Source organism: Vibrio sp. SCSIO 43132, assembly GCF_019904195.1.
GTDB classification, from domain to species: Bacteria; Pseudomonadota; Gammaproteobacteria; order Enterobacterales; family Vibrionaceae; genus Vibrio; species Vibrio nigripulchritudo.
The window spans coordinates 757,479-775,190 of the sequence record NZ_CP063200.1; the positions used below are offsets into that span (position 1 = coordinate 757,479).

Annotated in this window: 15 protein-coding genes; 10 read left to right on the forward strand and 5 right to left on the reverse strand. The window is 46.9% G+C overall.

Annotated elements, in window-relative coordinates; all coding sequences use genetic code 11:
* Positions 1 to 179 precede the first annotated feature (179 nt).
* Complete coding sequence (locus INR79_RS21580; RefSeq protein WP_223099815.1) at positions 180 to 1,196, forward strand: IS110 family transposase; 1,017 nt, start codon at positions 180 to 182, stop codon at positions 1,194 to 1,196.
* Between the two features lie 323 nt (positions 1,197 to 1,519).
* On the opposite strand, the gene INR79_RS21585 is transcribed toward INR79_RS21580, so the two are convergent.
* The 3 genes from INR79_RS21585 to INR79_RS21595 all read right to left on the reverse strand — a co-directional run bounded on the left by INR79_RS21585 (position 1,520) and on the right by INR79_RS21595 (position 4,658).
* A complete protein-coding gene (locus INR79_RS21585) occupies positions 1,520 to 2,491 on the reverse strand; it encodes a hypothetical protein (RefSeq protein WP_223099817.1) in 972 nt (323 codons plus the stop codon).
* A 278-nt stretch (positions 2,492 to 2,769) separates the two neighbouring features.
* The gene (locus tag INR79_RS21590; RefSeq protein WP_223099818.1) at positions 2,770 to 4,002 is read right to left on the reverse strand and encodes a M20 family metallo-hydrolase; all 1,233 of its coding nucleotides are present in this window, start codon (positions 4,000 to 4,002) and stop codon (positions 2,770 to 2,772) included.
* Entirely contained in the window at positions 3,999 to 4,658 is a 660-nt protein-coding gene (locus tag INR79_RS21595) for a DUF1028 domain-containing protein (RefSeq protein WP_223099820.1), read from the reverse strand. The genes INR79_RS21590 and INR79_RS21595 overlap by 4 nt, the downstream gene beginning before the upstream one ends.
* Before the next feature lie 157 nt (positions 4,659 to 4,815).
* On the opposite strand from INR79_RS21595, the gene INR79_RS21600 reads away from it, so the two are divergent.
* The 6 genes from INR79_RS21600 to INR79_RS21625 all read left to right on the forward strand — a co-directional run bounded on the left by INR79_RS21600 (position 4,816) and on the right by INR79_RS21625 (position 12,291).
* Complete coding sequence (locus tag INR79_RS21600; protein ID WP_223099822.1) at positions 4,816 to 6,372, forward strand: ABC transporter substrate-binding protein; 1,557 nt, start codon at positions 4,816 to 4,818, stop codon at positions 6,370 to 6,372.
* Between the two features lie 90 nt (positions 6,373 to 6,462).
* On the forward strand, positions 6,463 to 7,410 hold the full coding sequence (locus INR79_RS21605; RefSeq protein WP_223099824.1) for an ABC transporter permease: 948 nt from the start codon (positions 6,463 to 6,465) through the stop codon (positions 7,408 to 7,410).
* On the forward strand, positions 7,407 to 9,287 hold the full coding sequence (locus INR79_RS21610; protein ID WP_223099826.1) for a dipeptide/oligopeptide/nickel ABC transporter permease/ATP-binding protein: 1,881 nt from the start codon (positions 7,407 to 7,409) through the stop codon (positions 9,285 to 9,287). Before INR79_RS21605 ends, INR79_RS21610 begins: the two co-directional genes overlap by 4 nt.
* Positions 9,284 to 10,234, forward strand: coding sequence for an ABC transporter ATP-binding protein (locus INR79_RS21615; protein ID WP_223099827.1), 951 nt, complete (start codon positions 9,284 to 9,286; stop codon positions 10,232 to 10,234). The genes INR79_RS21610 and INR79_RS21615 overlap by 4 nt, the downstream gene beginning before the upstream one ends.
* On the forward strand, positions 10,203 to 11,000 hold the full coding sequence (locus INR79_RS21620) for a FadR/GntR family transcriptional regulator (protein WP_223099828.1): 798 nt from the start codon (positions 10,203 to 10,205) through the stop codon (positions 10,998 to 11,000). Before INR79_RS21615 ends, INR79_RS21620 begins: the two co-directional genes overlap by 32 nt.
* 193 nt (positions 11,001 to 11,193) lie before the next feature.
* The gene (locus INR79_RS21625; RefSeq protein ID WP_052704020.1) at positions 11,194 to 12,291 is read left to right on the forward strand and encodes a GGDEF domain-containing protein; all 1,098 of its coding nucleotides are present in this window, start codon (positions 11,194 to 11,196) and stop codon (positions 12,289 to 12,291) included.
* Between the two features lie 35 nt (positions 12,292 to 12,326).
* Here the strand turns inward: INR79_RS21625 and INR79_RS21630 are convergent, their stop codons facing one another.
* Positions 12,327 to 12,809, reverse strand: a complete 483-nt coding sequence (locus tag INR79_RS21630; RefSeq protein WP_223099829.1) for an ankyrin repeat domain-containing protein — start codon at positions 12,807 to 12,809, stop codon at positions 12,327 to 12,329.
* Between the two features lie 128 nt (positions 12,810 to 12,937).
* Entirely contained in the window at positions 12,938 to 14,446 is a 1,509-nt protein-coding gene (locus INR79_RS21635; protein ID WP_223099831.1) for a catalase, read from the reverse strand.
* 374 nt (positions 14,447 to 14,820) lie between these two features.
* Here INR79_RS21635 and INR79_RS21640 point away from each other — a divergent pair, with 374 nt between their 5' ends.
* Genes INR79_RS21640 through INR79_RS21650 form a run of 3 tightly spaced genes read left to right on the forward strand, consistent with a single transcriptional unit; the run spans position 14,821 to position 17,711 of the window.
* Positions 14,821 to 15,819: a substrate-binding domain-containing protein gene (locus tag INR79_RS21640; protein WP_223099833.1), complete on the forward strand. Its 999-nt coding sequence runs from the start codon at positions 14,821 to 14,823 to the stop codon at positions 15,817 to 15,819.
* Positions 15,820 to 15,863: 44 nt separating this feature from the next.
* The gene (locus INR79_RS21645) at positions 15,864 to 16,874 is read left to right on the forward strand and encodes an ABC transporter substrate-binding protein (RefSeq protein WP_223099835.1); all 1,011 of its coding nucleotides are present in this window, start codon (positions 15,864 to 15,866) and stop codon (positions 16,872 to 16,874) included.
* Positions 16,875 to 16,919: 45 nt separating this feature from the next.
* A complete protein-coding gene (locus INR79_RS21650) occupies positions 16,920 to 17,711 on the forward strand; it encodes an ABC transporter permease (RefSeq protein ID WP_223099837.1) in 792 nt (263 codons plus the stop codon).
* Position 17,712 lies beyond the last annotated feature (1 nt).

The window sequence follows — 17,712 nt, forward strand, 5'->3', positions numbered from 1 at the left end:
CAAACAGACCGAATGTAGAGCGGCAGTCCAAACCCCATCACCTGAAGTTTAGCGGATGTTTGACAGCCGGGGGAACCCATGTAGCCCTGTTAAGGTGATGAGATGGTCTCCCCCTACCACTTCACTTCGTGTTAAACCATGTTTGAAGTGAAGACATCAAAATGATGAAGGAACTGACCATGTCACATCACAAAATCATCGGCATCGACTTAGCCAAAAACGTTTTCTTTCTCTTTGAAATCAATCATAAAGGAAAAAACATTGGGCGTAAAAAAATCTACAGAACTAAGTTACTTAGCCACATCGCAAATATAGAATCTTCCACCATTGCCATGGAAGCGTGCTCTTCTGCTCACTACTGGGCTCGGGCATTTTCAAATTTTGGGCATCGCGTTCTTCTCTACCCGCCTCAACATGTCAAAAGCCAGCGGCGAAAACAGAAAAATGACTATAACGATGCTGAAGCGATTGCGGAACTCGCTCTTTATCAAAGAGACCACCCCGTCCCTCATAAATCCATTGAACAGCAGGATGTACAGTCGCTCATCAAAATGCGCAGACTTCTTGTGACGGAAAGAACTCGCTTAATCAATCAGGTTCGAGGGCTTCTTGCTGAATATGGTGTCATTATTGCCCGAGGGAAAGCCTCATTCAGAAGAGCCATTCCAGAGGTCTTAGAAAACCCGGATAACCAACTCTCTCCGATTCTTCGTGAACTTATTCAGCAGCAGTATGAGAGGTATCTGTCTATCGAACGACAAGTCGACTGGTTTGAAAACAAGTTGGCTCAGACACTCAAGCAATTTGATAATGCAAAACGGCTCACTTCCATACCTGGATTCGGTCCTTTAACCAGCCAGGCTGTGGCTGTCCGGTTAGGGTCAGGACAGCAGTTTAAGTCTGGTCGGGATGCTTCCGCCGCTATGGGGCTGGTGCCCAAACAGGATACGACCGGAGATAAAGTCGTGCTATTGGGAATAACCAAACAAGGCAATACCTATATTCGGTCGTTGCTTGTTCACGGTGCCAGAGCGGCATTAAGAAGGGCAAAGTACAAGTCAGACAAACTGAGCTTGTGGACACTGGAGCTTGAAAAACGGCGAGGCCCTAACCGCGCTGCCGTCGCGTTAGCCAATAAACTGATGCGGATTGCATGGGCTGTCATCCGCAGAAATGAAGAGTATCAACCAGCCTAAAAGACAATACCGTAACCTTTTGCAAAGTACGTAGTGAGATGAATAACAGGATAAATCCTACACGTTGAAAACCTTCTGCTCACGTTGGTTATTAAAACCGATAAGGTGATTAGGACTTCGTGTTCGACTGCCTCATCTTGGCCAAGGCAATAGCCGCTAAAACAGGCCGTATATATGGTAGTTAACCTGCGCTTTGAATCGGACTATTGACTTGCAAAACAGGGGGAGACCATATATGTGAGCAACGATTGGCTATACTTGAGCGAAGCGAAACTGCCAAGCGTTGCGAATCACTCTTAAATGCTTTGTTATAAGCCGTTAACTCAGATTTCAAAACCTACAATCTTTGATATTACTAACCGTTGAAATTCTACTGACTTTTTAAGTGGAAAGTACACCGTGCCCTTTTTATACTTAGCTGTAGGATGCGTAAGTACATTCCTTGTATTTCTTATATATTCAACCATATCATCGAATATAATGTTTTCGCCAAGTTCTGAAACAACCTCTTGTTTAAAGTTAATATTCATCTCGGTCAAGAACTTTGAAAACTTCGACTCACCATTTGAAGATTTCTGATTACGTGCTAGATACTCTAATATTTTAAAATATGGTATAAACCTTAATTCTTCTTTTATTTTATAAGCTTTGGCTATTAATTCGTATAACTTATCATTATTCTTTGATATATAGCTAGAATTATTAAAATCTTGGAATTCACCAATAAGTTCTGACAGTGAGGGTTGATCAAAACCAAAATCATCATCCAGATCGTCAGAATCACTGTCAGGTTTAAATACATCATCCGGAGAAAGGTAAGAATTTCCTTTGGCTAATACTCTATTTACTAGTGCTTGTGCATATTGTAGAACAGCTGCCGCTTTTGTTTCCTTAGTCGAAAATGATATAGAAACATAATGATACATGTCATTTTCAACATAATAACTTTTCATAAATGGATTTTTACAACCGATCACTAAGATCGAAAAATCACTAGGGGACCCGATGCGAACCGTGACTGAGTCAATTATCGTATTTACTTCGTACTTTTCAGAATGACTATCTAGAAATTTGTCACCATCAACTTTGAAGATAAACTCGTAGTAGTTATCTACTTTCAGTCCATTAAATCCAATTCTTTTAACTTTCAAAGTACTTAGAAACTGATTTGAGGCAGTCAAGTGCTGATCGTTTAGATCAGACTCGTCTTGTAATGCTTCCGCTACCAATAAAGGGATTTCAAACCTACGTCCTTGTAACTCAACTATTTTGTTTTCTAAATCAATTCTCATCATTTTCCTCTAGGCTTATAACAATTATTATCAGACAAAATGTCCAAATAATTCATCCACAAGCGCCTATTTCGGCTTGTGGATTTCTGTTTTAGGCTAGCACATAACATTATGTAATACATGGAATTATTGTGTATTCGGGCAGGAAGCTGGTCACAAGAATATGAGGCGTTTTAAAACAAAGTGGACATTGCGCATTATTTAATCAGCCAGTGCGTAAAAACAGTGCTGGTGCACCAAATGAAAAAAGTCTCTTTTTATTGAACGCGCAAGAACCGTAGTTATTTTTCCTCTTGTTCCGAGTTCATGGTCAGGAGTTCAATAATCGCTTCGACTGCCAGCCCCATATCTTCATCAGAAGTAAATTCGGCAGGGTTGTGACTCAGCCCATTTTCACTGCGAACAAACAACATACCCATGGGAACCAAATCAGCCATGGCGGAAGCATCGTGTGTTGCGCCAGAGGGCAGGGTAAACGAAGGCTGACCAATATTCTTGAGCGCGGTTTGCAATCTTGATTGAAGTTCATCCGAACAAGGTTGCGCGACCTGCTGGTAGGTTTTTTCTGTAGTGACCTGCAATGAACGTTCTTTTGCGAGCTGAGCAGCGTATCGGTGAATATGCTCTCCAGCCTCTGTTCGCGTTGCGTCGTCGGGGGAGCGTATCTCAACACTAAAAGCGGCGTGGCTGGGTACGGCATTAACCACATTAGGTTCGACATGTAACCGACCAACGGTAGCTTTGAGATCCGCGGTTTGCCGCGCATAGGATTCAGCCTCAGCAATAACATGGGCGGCGGCACTTAACGCGTCTTTCCTGAGCTCCATTGGGCAGGTGCCAGCGTGGGCAGATTCACCGACAAACTGGATCTCATGCCGTTCAATACCGCAGATTGCAGTCACAACACCGAGTGCCAGGTTATTGGATTCGAGGACCGGTCCCTGTTCAATATGCACTTCTAAATAACCTAATAGGTCTTTTGGATCTCGGGTAAGCAAGTCTAAACCTTTGCCTGATAAACCAAACTGAATCATGGCTTCACGAATGCTGATGCCTTGCGCATCTTTAAGATCAAGCACAGAAGTATCTAGAGTGCCTGCCAGTGCTCTTGGTCCGATTAGTGCTGTAGGGAATCGAACGCCTTCTTCGTCGGCAAAGACCATGATCTCAACAGAAAAAGGGAGTTCGACCTTTTGTGAAAGAATCTCTCCCATTGCAATTATCGGTAACACAACGCCCATGATCCCGTCGTACCTGCCGCCTTTTCTAATCGAATCCTGATGAGAACCAAACAACAGGGTTTTAGAAGAAACCGGGCTGTTATAGCGACCAATTAAGGTGCCCGCGTTGTCTAGCGTTACCTCTAATCCGGCTTGCTCCATCCAAAGCGTAAGCTGATCAATGGCTTGTTGGTGTTCGCTGGTGAAGGGGCGGCGGGTCACACCTTCCTGAGTCTCAGAATATTTTGCCAGTTGGGTTAACCAGTTTTGTGCTTTAGTGCCGTAATTTTTCATGAATGGTTCTCGGGTTTTAAATGGGTAGGAACGGATGTTAACCACTGCTGATATTGCGGGTCGCAGGTTTTGACGTAGAGGTTTTGCAGCGCTTTAACAGGGGCTTCGTTGTCGTCAATCCGAAGTGATAGTGGCGGCTTATCTGGGGAAACAACGAGTAGAGCCGCGGATTGCAACCCTCGTATGTCTCCTCCGGCACATTCCCCCATGGCAAGGCTGTGCAGCAAGCGCTCAATAAAGGGCAGGGTTGAAGACTGGGCGAACTCGACCATCCGAGACAGCACCTCTTCACCGGTTAACAGGTTTCCTGCGGCTACCCCGTGATCAAACTGAATATTGCCTCGGTATTGGGTGTTTTGAGATCCAGTGAATACCGCAGTCTGCCCATGAACGTTCAAAGCCGCGAGTTGTCTGTGCTCTTTTCCAATATCGGGCATTACCACCTTGTCGAGCGCGTTTTCTGGGGATAACCCTTTTTTCATCAGTGTCAGCACATTTTCACCCCACAATGTGCTCGGGTCAGAACCCTGAGAGGCTGAAATACCACTCAACGGATCCGCCCTTAAAACCCAGCCCCCTACGCACAAGTTACCAGTCGCCGCTACGCCGCCGAGCGCATTGCTATTGGGATCCTTCATCAGCAATGAAAAGGTCATCTGCCATCCTCTTTCCTATGCTTAGTAATCTAAGCAATAGATATGTTCGTAATGTATTTATCATAATAAATGCTTGCGACATTATATTTATCATGATAAATCTGTTTAAACAATAGCCAGGAAGAGTAAAAAACACACTAAGGAAGGAGATAACACAATGAACGTGTTCCACCGACTATTTACAATTTGCGTATTGGTAATGGGAATAGTACTCCCCACAGCGCAAGCTCAAACTCCGCCTAACGTGCTGATTGTTGGGCAGATAGCGGAACCAAAAAGTTTGGATCCACATGCAGTGACAGCCGTGAATGATTTCCGGATTCTGATGAACGTCTACGACGGTTTAGTACGCTACAAAAGCGGAACGTTAGAAGTGGAACCCGCACTGGCAACGAGCTGGACAATCAGTGAGGATGGCAAAACGTACACCTTTACGTTGCGCGATGGGGTGAAGTTTCACGATGGCAGTGTTTTCAATGCTGAAGCGGTGAAATTTAACTTTGATCGTATGCTGGATGAGAAACATCCGTACCACAATACAGGACCATTTCCGCTTTCTTTCTTCTTTTCTGCCATCGAAAACGTTAAGGCAGTGGACAGCAAAACCGTTGAGTTTACCCTTAACGCGCCTTACGCCCCTTTCTTGTCGAACCTTGCGTATCCTACAGGGTTGATTGTTTCTCCTGATGCAGTAAAAAAACACCAGAAAGACTTTGGACGTCACCCTTCGGGCACTGGCGCATTCAAGTTTGCTGAGTGGGAATCCAATGCCAAAGTCGTGGTGGTCAGAAATGATAACTACTGGGGAGACAAAGCCAAGCTTGAAGCGGTTGTTTTCCGCCCAATTACCGATGCCAACACCCGTGTTGCGGAAATGCTGGCGGGTAGCTTAGACATCATGGTTGAAGTGCCGCCTAACGCATTGGCTGAATTCAACTCCGACCGTTTTGCTGTGAAGCAACAAGCCGGACCACACGTCTGGTTCCTTATCCTGAATGCCAAAGAAGGACCATTCGCAGATAAACGCGTTCGTCAGGCAGCAAACTACGCCATCAATAAGAAGGCGTTGGTAGACAATGTTCTGGAAGGAACGGCAGAAGTGGCCGCGGGTCCGACGCCACCTGCATTTGCCTGGGCATATAATGAATCGCTAGAGCCTTATCCTTACAACCCTGAAAAAGCGAAAGCTCTTCTGAAAGAAGCGGGTGTAGAAGGGGCGAAACTGACGTTTTATGTGACCGAAGGGGGCTCGGGTATGCTGGATCCTATCCCAATGGGAACCGCAATTCAGGCAGACTTAAAAGCGGTTGGTCTGGATGTCAGCATTGAAACCTACGAGTGGAATACGTTCTTAGGCAAAGTGAACCCAGGTCTTGAAGGCAAAGCAGACATGGCGGAAATGGCCTGGATGACTAACGATCCGGATACCTTGCCATACTTAGCGCTTCGCACTCAGGCGTGGCCAGATAAAGGCGGATTCAACTCTGGATACTATTCAAACCCAGAAGTGGATAAATTGCTGAATGCGGCACGTGAGTCCACGGATCAGGCGGAACGCGCCAAACTGTACAAAGAAATGCAAAAAATTGTGCAAGAAGACGCTCCATGGGTTTTCGTTGCCAACTGGAAGCAAAATGCCGTCACCAGTTCGTCGGTGAACGATTTTGCTTTGCAACCGTCTTTCTTCCTACTTTTGAATAACGTCAGCAAGTAATTCACTTACTGCGTTATTCACTGACTAAGCTTACAGTAGCCGGAGCCAATGCTCCGGCGCTGATTCCCCTTATACCAATGGAGTAATGGTATGGGTCAATACCTGCTGCACAGGCTGATTTCCTCAGTGCCCGTATTGTTGGGCATCACAGTGATCGTGTTCCTGATTATGTCTCTGATTCCCGGCGATCCTGCTACCGCCATATTAGGGTCGTACGCAACACCTGAAAATGTACAAAAACTGAATCAGGAACTTGGGCTCGATAAAAGCCTGATAGAGCAATATTTTATCTGGATTTCTAACCTGCTACAGGGGGATCTGGGGCGTTCGTACTCGTTGAATCGACCAGTATTGGATGAGGTGTTAGAACGTTTTAATGCCACCTTAATTCTGGCTGGAACCAGTTTTGTTCTGTGTGCGTTTTTTGGTGTGGTGGTTGGTGTTATCTCTGCGGCGCGTCAGTTTTCGTTCACCGACAGACTGACTACATTCGTCGTCTTGCTTGGCATTTCTATCCCTTCATTTTTCCTCGGCATGATGATGATTCTGCTGTTTGCGATTCAGCTTCGCTGGTTCCCAGTGTCTGGCATGTTCGCAATTTATGGCGGGGGCGATTTGCCCGATCTTATTTCCCACTTGGTGATGCCTTCGCTGGCCTTGGCTTCCGTTGCCACAGGGGTGATTGCGCGCTTGGCTCGTTCAGCCATGCTGGAAGTCCTTAGGCTGGATTACATACGCACAGCCAGAGCAAAAGGGGTCCGTGAGCGTTCGGTGATTTGGAAACACGCCCTGAAAAGTGCCATGGTTTCGATTGTTCCTGTACTGGGGATTCAGGCTGGGTTTGTTATCTCAGGGGCGGTTTACATCGAGATGGTGTTTCAGTGGCCGGGAATCGGGCGCATGTTAGTGAACGGCATTTTGCAGCGAGATATTCTGTTAGTGCAGGGCGGCGTTGTGTTTGTCGCCGTGTGTTACGTGTTATTCAATATATTGGTGGATATCCTACAAAGCCTGCTAGACCCGAGGATTCGTTCATGAAGCTGTTTTTTTCGTTATTGCTCAGGAATCCTCTGACCGCGATTGCACTCATTGTTTTTGGCTTCTTGATACTGCTGGTTTGCCTGACGCCTTGGTTAGGTCTTCAGGATCCAGATGCCACCAATACGGCGAACAAGTTTTTGCCCGTGTTTTCTCCCAATCATTTTTTAGGAACCGATCACTTGGGGCGCGATCTCTTCTCTCGTCTGATGTGGGGAACGCAGCTCAGCCTGCTGGTGGGTATCTCTGCATCCATTGGTGCGGCGGTGATTGGATCCGCGATTGGTATTGTTGCCGGTTACTTTGGTGGTCGGGTCGATAACCTGTTTATGCGGACTGTCGACATGCTTATGGCGTTTCCTTACATTCTCCTTGCCCTGGCGATTGTGGCGGCACTGGGACCGGGTTTGATGAATGCGCTGATTGCTGTTGTTGCGGTCAACATTCCCTTTTTTGCCCGAAACATTCGTGGGGTAACCGTTGGCATTGCTCATAAAGAGTTTATTGATGCAGCACGTTTAGCGGGCATGTCTCACTTCAAAATTATCTTGTTTGAAGTGCTGCCCAACGTGATTCCAATTATTGTGGTGGCGATGTCGACCACCATTGGATGGATGATTCTTGAAACGGCCGGGCTTTCTTTTCTTGGCTTAGGTTCTCAACCTCCTCAGGCGGATTTAGGTTCCATGCTGGGGGAAGCGCGTAATGCCTTGATCTCATACCCACACGCCAGTGTTGTGCCCGGGCTGATGATTTTCCTTATCGTTATATGCGTGAACTTACTCGGTGACGGAATCCGTGATGCTCTTGATCCGCGTTTGAAATCCGGGGCTTTGTCGCGCCCTGCGGCAGCAACCAAAGTGAACCTGGAAGAACCGAATTCAGCCACGCCCGACCACCCGCAAGATGCACTGCTTTCTGTATCGGGTTTACACACGCGCTTTTACATCGGGCAACGAGTGTACAAAGCCAGCAATGGAGTGTCTTTTCACATAAAGGCAGGGGAATGTCTGGGTATAGTGGGGGAGAGCGGTTCAGGTAAGTCGGTCACTGCACTCTCTATTATGGGGCTGATTCCTTCGCCACCCGGTGTGATCACTGGTGGGTCTATCCAGATGGGAGGGGAAGAACTGATTGGCATGCCATATCCGCGTTTGCGACAACTTCGCGGCGACAAAGTGGCGTATATTTTCCAGGATCCTCTGTCCACTTTGCATCCGCTACTGAAAATTGGAGAACAGTTGACCGAGGCGATTCTCGTTCACCACTCCATCTCGAAATCACAAGCCAGAAAGAAAGCCATCGACCTGATGGAAGCGGTACATATTCCCAACGCAGCGGAGCGCATTAACGCGTACCCTCATGAGTTGTCTGGTGGTATGCGACAGCGCATTGCCATTGCTATGGCGTTGATTAACGACCCTGAACTGATCATTGCAGACGAGCCAACCACAGCTTTGGATGTGACGGTACAGGGGCAGATACTGGCGCTGCTTGATGAATTAAGGCGCGAACGTGGTGTCGCGATTTTGTTTATCACTCACGATTTTGGTGTGGTTTCACAGCTGTGCGATCGGGTTGCCGTGATGTATGCCGGCGAGATCGTAGAAGAGGGCAGTACTCAGAACGTCTTGGCTTCGCCAAAACACCCGTATACCCATCGGCTTATTCAATGTGTACCTGAATTGGGGCGGGGGAAAACACAATTGCATGCGATAGAAGGGTTGCCTCCACTCACCAGCGATTTACCCATTGGCTGTAATTTCGCTGCCCGTTGCAGCAAAGCCACCGAGACTTGTCGCCAGCAATCACCGAAAGAAGAACGATCATCGGATCGGTTTGTTCGCTGTCACTTCCCAGAGGGTTCCCAAGCATGAGCACGATATTAAACATACAGTCCCTATCGAAAACTTATTGGGTATCGGCGGGATGGTTCAATCGCAATAAAAAAGGCGTTAAGGCGCTCAATAATCTCTCTTTAGCGGTCGAGAAAGGCGAAACATTAGGAATCGTTGGCGAGTCTGGCTGCGGGAAATCGACGCTCGCCAGAATGCTGGTGGGGTTACTGGAGCCGAGTGAGGGGCAACTCTCGTTTGAAAATGAATCGTCGAACTCGGGTGGTCAGCTCGGGCAGCACATTCAATATGTTTTTCAGGATCCTATTAGTTCACTGAATCCGCGAAGAACCATTCAAGCTTCCATGGAAGCACCATTAAAAGCGTTGCATCAATTGCCTAAAACTGAACGGGAAGAGCGAATCAGAGAAGCCTTTAAGCAAGTGAGTTTGCGAGAAGAATTTTTAGAGCGTTATCCCCATGAGTTTTCGGGTGGGCAGGCACAGAGGATCGGAATTGCACGAGCACTGGTCGCCAAACCCGAGATATTGGTCCTTGATGAGCCTGTTTCCGCGCTTGATGTGTCGGTTCAGGCACAGGTGTTGAACCTTCTGGCAGACATCAAGGAAGAAAATAACCTGACGTACCTGTTCATCAGCCACGATTTAGCGGTGGTCGAAGCGGTCAGCGATCGGGTTGCCGTGATGTATTTTGGAACATTAGTCGAGCTGGGTCGCGCAGAACAGATTTTCAAATCACCCAAACACCCTTACACTAAGTTGCTAGCGGAAAGTGCTCCGGTTGTAGGACGTGCAATTCAGGTTCCTGATAAAGACGCTGAATTGCCCGATCCACTTAACCCTCCGAAAGGGTGTGCCTTTGCTTCCCGTTGCCCCAATGCCAGTCACCAATGCATGGAAAGCGTTCCGAAATTGAATGAGCTAGAAGGAAATCAGTTTGTCGCGTGCCACCACCCCGTTTACCAGTAACATTCTGAACCAAGAGAATACCGCGAAATTAAGACGCCCTTATCGCGCTGCAGAAGCCATTAAACAGTGGATAGTGGAACACGGGTTGCAGCCGGGCGATCCTCTTCCGCAGGAGCATGTCTTGATAGAGATGTTCAAAATGTCGAAGGGCACTATTCGTGAAACCATGCGTATTCTGGAAGTGCAGGGGCTTATCCGCACTCGTACCGGTCCCAAGGGTGGCGCGTTTGTGAATGCGGTTTCCGAACCGTTGGCGAGTAACCTTCTCAGCAATTATTTCTACTTCCAAAACCTTTCTCTTTCTGATATTTACCAGCTTCGTCGTACTCTGGAGCCTGAACTCGCGGCGTCGCTAGCGGGCAAGCTGAGTGAAACGGATTTAGATCGGCTAGAAAACATCATCAACAAATACGCAGAACCCGCAAAAACGCTGGAAGAAGAACGCGATCACCATGTCGATTCGCTGCAATTTCATATCGCTCTCGCTGAGTTGGCAGACAACCCATTGTTAGGTTTTGTGATTCGGTTTATGAGCAGGATGCTGACGGATATGACGGTGACTCGGGAACTGTATAACCCACCAAATATCGAGCTATGGGAGAAAGGGACGGCTTATCAACTCAAGTTGATCGAGGCGTTAAAATCCGGGGATGCAAAAGCGGCAAGAGAAATCATGGCAGAACACATGGTAATGGCACAAGAGCGAATGGAAGATCAGGAAGTGGAGCTATCAAAGCGCTTTTTGCCTCCCGTTGGACATGCGTGATGCAGCATGAGCGGGTTGATATCCATTTGTGTTTAAATTGTATTACAGCACCGCTTTGTATCTGTAAGCTTTCCGGTTTGCCTAATAAATGAGAATTATTGAAAAATATATCAATAATGAATCTATTTTCCGTTCCTAATTACCCACAATTTGAATAAGACTATAGCTATGCCTTACTCGGTGGGGAAAGAAGATGTACCTCAAGAACAACAAAGTCGCTCATTTAGAAGCGTCGGTCAGAAGAAAGCTCATCAACTTGATTCTGGTTTTAGGCAGCATTTACAGCATATTTGGATTGATTGCGCTCGCTGTCCGCACCTGGAACTTCGGTTTCAACAGCACACTGATAGTTAACTTTATTTTGATGTGCTGGCTGCTCTTTATCACCATCCGTCGACACAAAATCCGAACCCGCAGAAAAGCCATTTATATTGTCATGATCCTTTTCATTAATTTTGCGATAGGATTTGTGTCAATCGGACCGATGGCAGGCAGTATTCTGTTGTTTCCATTATCGATATTTGTGGTTTCCATGTGTTTCCGGCAAAGCTGGACTAATCGCTATATTGCCGTGATCTCGCTGTTTTGTATTAGTGTTGCTGTCGCCTTCATTACTGATTTTCTAACGCCCAAAATTCTGGTTGCCGATCTATTGCACAGCCCGGCACACTGGGCTGGTTATGTGATCTGTATGATGATGTTTTTCAGCATTACCAGCTATTCACTGTACAAGTATCGGGATGCAACCCGACGCCTGATCCACGAACTGCAACTCCAGCGGGACTATATTCAGTGGCAGGCGAGTCATGATGACCTGACCCAGTTGCCCACTTACAAATTAATGCGTGAGCTTTACTATCAGGCGTTAAAACGCAACAAAAACACCAAATATCAGGTTGGGTTGCTGTTTCTGGATTTGAACAAATTTAAAGAGGTCAACGATACCTACGGGCATGATGCCGGTGATCATTGCTTGAGGATCACCGCAGAAAGACTAAAAACCGCCGTCAAGCATGATGGGTTTGTCAGCCGGATCGGCGGAGATGAGTTTATCGTGGTACTTGAACAAGTGCGTGAAAAGCAGGATGTTCAGGCACTCACCGACAGAATTCATACCCTGATGCGTGAACCAATCATGCATGATGGTCATTGCTACGTCGTCGGTGTTAGCGTAGGGGCAGCCATCGCACCAGAAAACGGGCACGACTTAGAAAGGGTGAAAAAAGCGGCGGATCAGGCGATGTATCAGGCCAAACTGTCGAACCAGCCTCAGTGCATTTTTGCCACATAGCGATACGCATCTGAATTGGAATAAAAGCTGGTGAATCATTCACCAGCTAATCTGTCTTGTTGCCCCCAGAATTCAGCAAACTCATTCAGAGTCATGCCTGCTTTGTTTCGCAGATTCGGATCGCATTCATGACCATAAAGTGTCTTAGCAATCGAAAATTCTCCCTTAATGAGAGCACCCATAATGGCAGTGTTTCCCCGTTTATCCTGAATACAGGAATCGGCTCCGTGTGCCAGCAAGGTATCTACGATGTCGGACTGACCATGATAAGCCGCGACCATAAGTGCGGTGTAACTTTGTGGGTTGGTTTGATTTATGGGGAATCCGGCATTGAGAAAGGTTTTTATCACGTCGGATTCACCGGTTCTGGCAGCGGCAAAGAAGTAGCGAATAAGCGAGCTTTGCTGCTCTGCAAGTGACTCGGATGAAGAAGCCTGCGGCTGGCTGGCATAAGCCAGTGAGCAAGTGAACAACAGACTTGCGAATGAGGCAAAGATGGATACGAAAATGGATTTCATGACAACCTCCAGTATTTGAGGTGCCCGTACACCACCACTCTAATTGGCAGAAAAGAGCAGGGGAAGTGGCGCACGGGGCTTGGATATTTAATTTTTAATTACATATTTGCGAACTACATGCTTGCGAACTACATCCTTGCGAACTTGGTCACCTTCGCCATGTCGCCTTTGACTGCGCTGGTAATGGCTTTACCGAAGTCTTCATCAGCACGGTAGAAGTGGCTAAGCATGATGTGTTTGATTTCATCATCGGCTACTTTGCCCAAATCGCCCGCCAGATTAGTCACCAGGTCTTCCTGTTCCTGTGGTGACAAGCTTCGATACAACACACCAGCCTGGAAGAAGTTGCGCGGATTGCTGATCGCCTGCTGTTGCACTGTGCCATTCAGCGGAGTGCGAACTGCTCTGAACTTGGTATCTTCCGCCAGATCTAGCTTGCGGCTAGGCTGATAGTTGATATCGGAAGTTGTGTTACCAAAGTTGGACGCGCCCTCCTGGTTGTGATTACGCACTTCCACTTTCGGACGGTTCACATGGAATTGAGAGTGGTTTGCGCCTAAGCGATAAATTTGCGTATCGGCATAAGAGAAGATGCGACCTTGCAGCAAACGGTCTTCCGAAGGCTCAATACCCGGAATTAAGTTAGAAGGTGCAAAAGCGGATTGCTCGGTTTCCTGAAAGAAGTTATCTGGCACACGGTTAAGTGTCATAGTCCCGACTTTCTGATCCGCAACGTCCAACCACATTTTAGTGGCGTCTAAGCCGTTGTAATCGAGCTTCATCAGAGCTTCAGGTGTCAGAACTTTTACGTAAAGGTCCCATTTAGGAAAGTTGCCTTTATTGATTTCCTGATAGAGATCGTTGGTCAGGTGGTTAAAGTCTTTACCCTGAGTTTCTACCACTTCATGAGGGCGTAAACCTTGTGTTCCCTGCTGGCTCTTCCATTGGAATTTAACGTATTTCACGTCACCCGATTCGTTAATCCACTTAAAAGCATGTACACCAAAACCGTCCATTTTACGGTAGCTGGCAGGTACACCAATGTTCGAGTACACCCAGGTAAGCATATGGGTTGACCCTGGCTCATGGCTGAAAAAATCGAAGAATCGATTCGGGTCTTGCACGTTAGAAATAGGAGACGGCTTCAGTGAGTGAACCATGTCCGGGAACTTAATCGCATCACGAATAAAGAACACAGGCAGGTTATTCCCTACCAGATCCCAGTTACCCTGATCGGTATAAAATTTTGTGGCAAACCCACGTGGATCACGCAGTGTCTCGGGAGATCCCTTAGGATGAACGACGGTAGAAAAACGCACAAATACCGGCGTTTTCTTGCCTTTTTCTGCAAACGGCGCAGCAATGGTGAGATCGGAATAATCCCCACTAGAAACAAATTCACCATGAACACCTGTTCCTCTGGCATGCACAACACGCTCAGGGATTCGCTCACGGGCAAATCTTTGAAGTTTCTGAATTAAATGCACATCCTGCAGCAGCACGCTGCCCGTAGGACCTGCCGTAATCGAATTTTGGTTATCTCCAACTGGTGCGCCGTTGTCACGTGTCATTGTTGTACTGTGTGCACTAAACGTAACGCCCATTGATAAGATAAGTAAGCTTTTGACGACCTGCATATTTGCTTCCTTTATATACAAGATTCAAAGCTCTTTTCTGCCAACAAGCAGTATAGGGTTTTTATATTTCTGATTGGAAATAGGTTTTTTCTATAAAATTAATTGGTGATTTCTATTAAAACGTTTTCTGTGCAACTTGGGAGGAATATCAATATCAGGCAGGCGAAAATCACTATAGCGTAAATTTCACGCAATTGACACATTAATCAAAAAGGATGTGAAACGAATTAGTTTCAATCGCTAAAATTCAATAAAACCACGTTAAATGGTAGGAAATTCAATGCAACGTTGATTAACGTGCAGAAAACGATCATAAATTTGTCATGTTCAATTTTTACTCTTGTCCGTAGTTTTTATATGGGTTTGAAGTGAATATGAACATCAAAGATGTCGCTCAGCTTGCGAACGTGTCCACCACTACAGTGTCTCGATACATGAATAAGCCAGAGTTGGTCGCACCAGATGCGTCAGAACGTATCGCCAAGGTCATTGAGCTAACGGGCTACTCTCCAAGAAAGCAATTCACCGGAGTTAAACTCAACACCAATCCCACTGTAGGGTTGATGATTCCCAGCCTGAATAACCCGGTGTTTGCGGAAATCGCGTCTGCCATTCAGTCTAAAGCTCGGTTCTACGGATACTCCACCCTCATCATTGATACTCAATACCAGAGTGAGCTCGAAAAGCTGGCCATTATCACTCTGTTGCGCCAACGGGTTGCCGGAGTGTTGCTCACGGTATCTTCGACACAGAACAACGAAGCGCTCTCTCTGCTGCGAGAGTTTGGCTTTCCTTATTGCTTGCTACATAACCAAAGTGAGTCGGAAGAAGCGTGCGTTTACGTCGACAACTATCAGGCGAGCCGAGAAGTCGCTTTTGCCCTGCATAAAAAAGGTCATACCAACTTTGGTGTTGTCACTATGGATTTTTCTGCCTCTGATCGCGGCAAAGCAAGATTCGCGGGTTATACCGATGCGTTAAAGGAGCTTGGTTACGACATCAGCCAGATCACCCATGTGGAACAGCCTCCAAACAGACATGCCCCAGACATTCACGATGACAGCTTTTGCCCTAACAGTAATGTGACCGCGTGGTTTTGCACCAATGATCTGCTGGCACTGCGCACGTTGAAGGCACTTCGCAAGCAGGGAGCAAAAATTCCGGAAGACGTGAGTGTTGTTGGTTTTGACGGAATGGCACTGGGAATGCTGTATCACCCACAATTAGCCACGGTTTCGGTTCCATACCAAAAGATGGGAGAAGTTGCCGTGGATTTACTGCTGAATGAACGCATTGCCCATAACCGGACGAGGCAGATCAGCAGACAGATTGAAGTAGGTCATCAACTGATGATGACTGGAACGGTGGCGTAAGCGCTACAGGAAAAACTTAACTTTTACATCAAGGAGTGAAACCCATGTTATTTAAGTCGATTGCCGGGCTTAGCCTGGTTGCAATCACCTTCGCTGCATCTGTGCAGCCAGTGCTTGCCTCAGACGCCACCTGTTACAACTGCCCGCCAGAGTGGGCTAACTGGGGTGGTCAGCTTAAACAAATCAAAAAGGAGCTGAATATATCGGTTCCGATGGATAATAAAAACTCAGGTCAGACGCTCTCTCAGCTGATTGCTGAGAAAAACAGCCCAGTTGCTGACGTGGCTTATTACGGCGTCTCTTTTGGTATCAAAGCGGCAGAGCAAGATGTCGTCACGGGTTATAAGCCAAAGAACTGGGACCAGATCCCGGCTGGCTTAAAAGATCCGGATGGTAAATGGTTCGCCATTCATTCAGGGACTCTGGGTTTCTTTGTGAATAAAGATGCTCTGGAAGGAAAGCCAGTACCTGAATCCTGGGCTGATTTGCTTAAGTCTGATTACCGAGGAATGGTGGGGTATCTTGACCCGACCAGTGCGTTTGTTGGTTATGCGGGTGCAGTAGCGGTAAACCGTGCAATGGGAGGCGATTTGTCGAACTTTGATCCGGCGATCGAATACTTTGCCAAGTTAAAGAAAAACAAACCGATTGTGCCTAAGCAAACTTCCTATGCGCGTGTGCTTTCTGGTGAGATCCCAATTCTCCTCGATTTTGACTTCAACGCTTATCGAGCCAAATACAAAGACCACGCTAACATCGAGTTTGTCATCCCTAAAGAAGGTTCTCTGGTGGTGCCCTACGTGATGAGTCAGGTGAAGAACTCCCCAAATCCGGAGAATGGGAAAAAGATTCTGGACTTTGTTCTCTCAGATAAAGGCCAGAAAGTATGGGCACAAGCTTTCTTAAGACCTGTTGTGGCATCGGCTATGGATGAGGAAACCAAGAAGAAATTCTTACCTGCGAGTGACTACGCTCGTGCCACAGCCATTGATTTTGCCAGTATGGCAGGTGCGCAAACGGGATTTGCTCAGCGTTACCTGAAAGAAGTGAAGTAACCGGACTGGGCGGCAGTATCACTGTCGCCTCTGTTTGAGTGAGATATGAATAAGTACCTAATTTTGATTCTTCCTGCTGTGGTCATTAGCCTAGCGTTTTTCGTTTTGCCTGTTGCTCAGCTGATTGCTTTGTCTGAACCCATGAATTACCTTGCCATTATAACCAACGAACAGTACTACCTGAGCTTGTGGTCCACCGTGGTGCTTGCTGTTGTAGTAACACTTTTGACACTGGTGATCGCCATCGTTTGTGGTTTGTTTCTGACTCGGCATGAATTTTTCGGTAAGCGTTTCCTGATTGCGATGATTAGCTTTCCTCTGGCATTCCCCGGTGTTGTTATTGGCTTTTTCGTCATCATGCTGGCAGGCAGACAAGGGCTGTTTGCACAACTTGGGCTATGGATGGAAGGCGAACGATGGACGTTTGCCTATTCTATTGCAGGTCTGTTTGTTGGTTATCTCTACTTTTCCATTCCTCGGGTGGTGCTTACGGTGATGGTCGCGGCTGAAAAGCTGGATTATAGCTTAATGGAGGCTGCTCGTTCACTCGGTGCAGGTCCATTAAGAACATTCAGAGACGTGACATTGCCCGCTTTGGTTCCGGGTTTGATTTCCTCTGGTTCGCTTTGTTTTGCTACTTCCATGGGGGCTTTTGGTACCGCTTTTACATTGGCAACAGACCTGAATGTGCTGCCGATGACCATCTACACCGAGTTCACGCTCAGTGCCAATCTTCCTATGGCAGCGGCGCTCAGCATTGTGTTAGGTGCGGTGACCTGGCTTTGTCTGATTGTTGCTAAGCACTATGGCATGGCTGCTGTCAGCATGGGAGCATAAC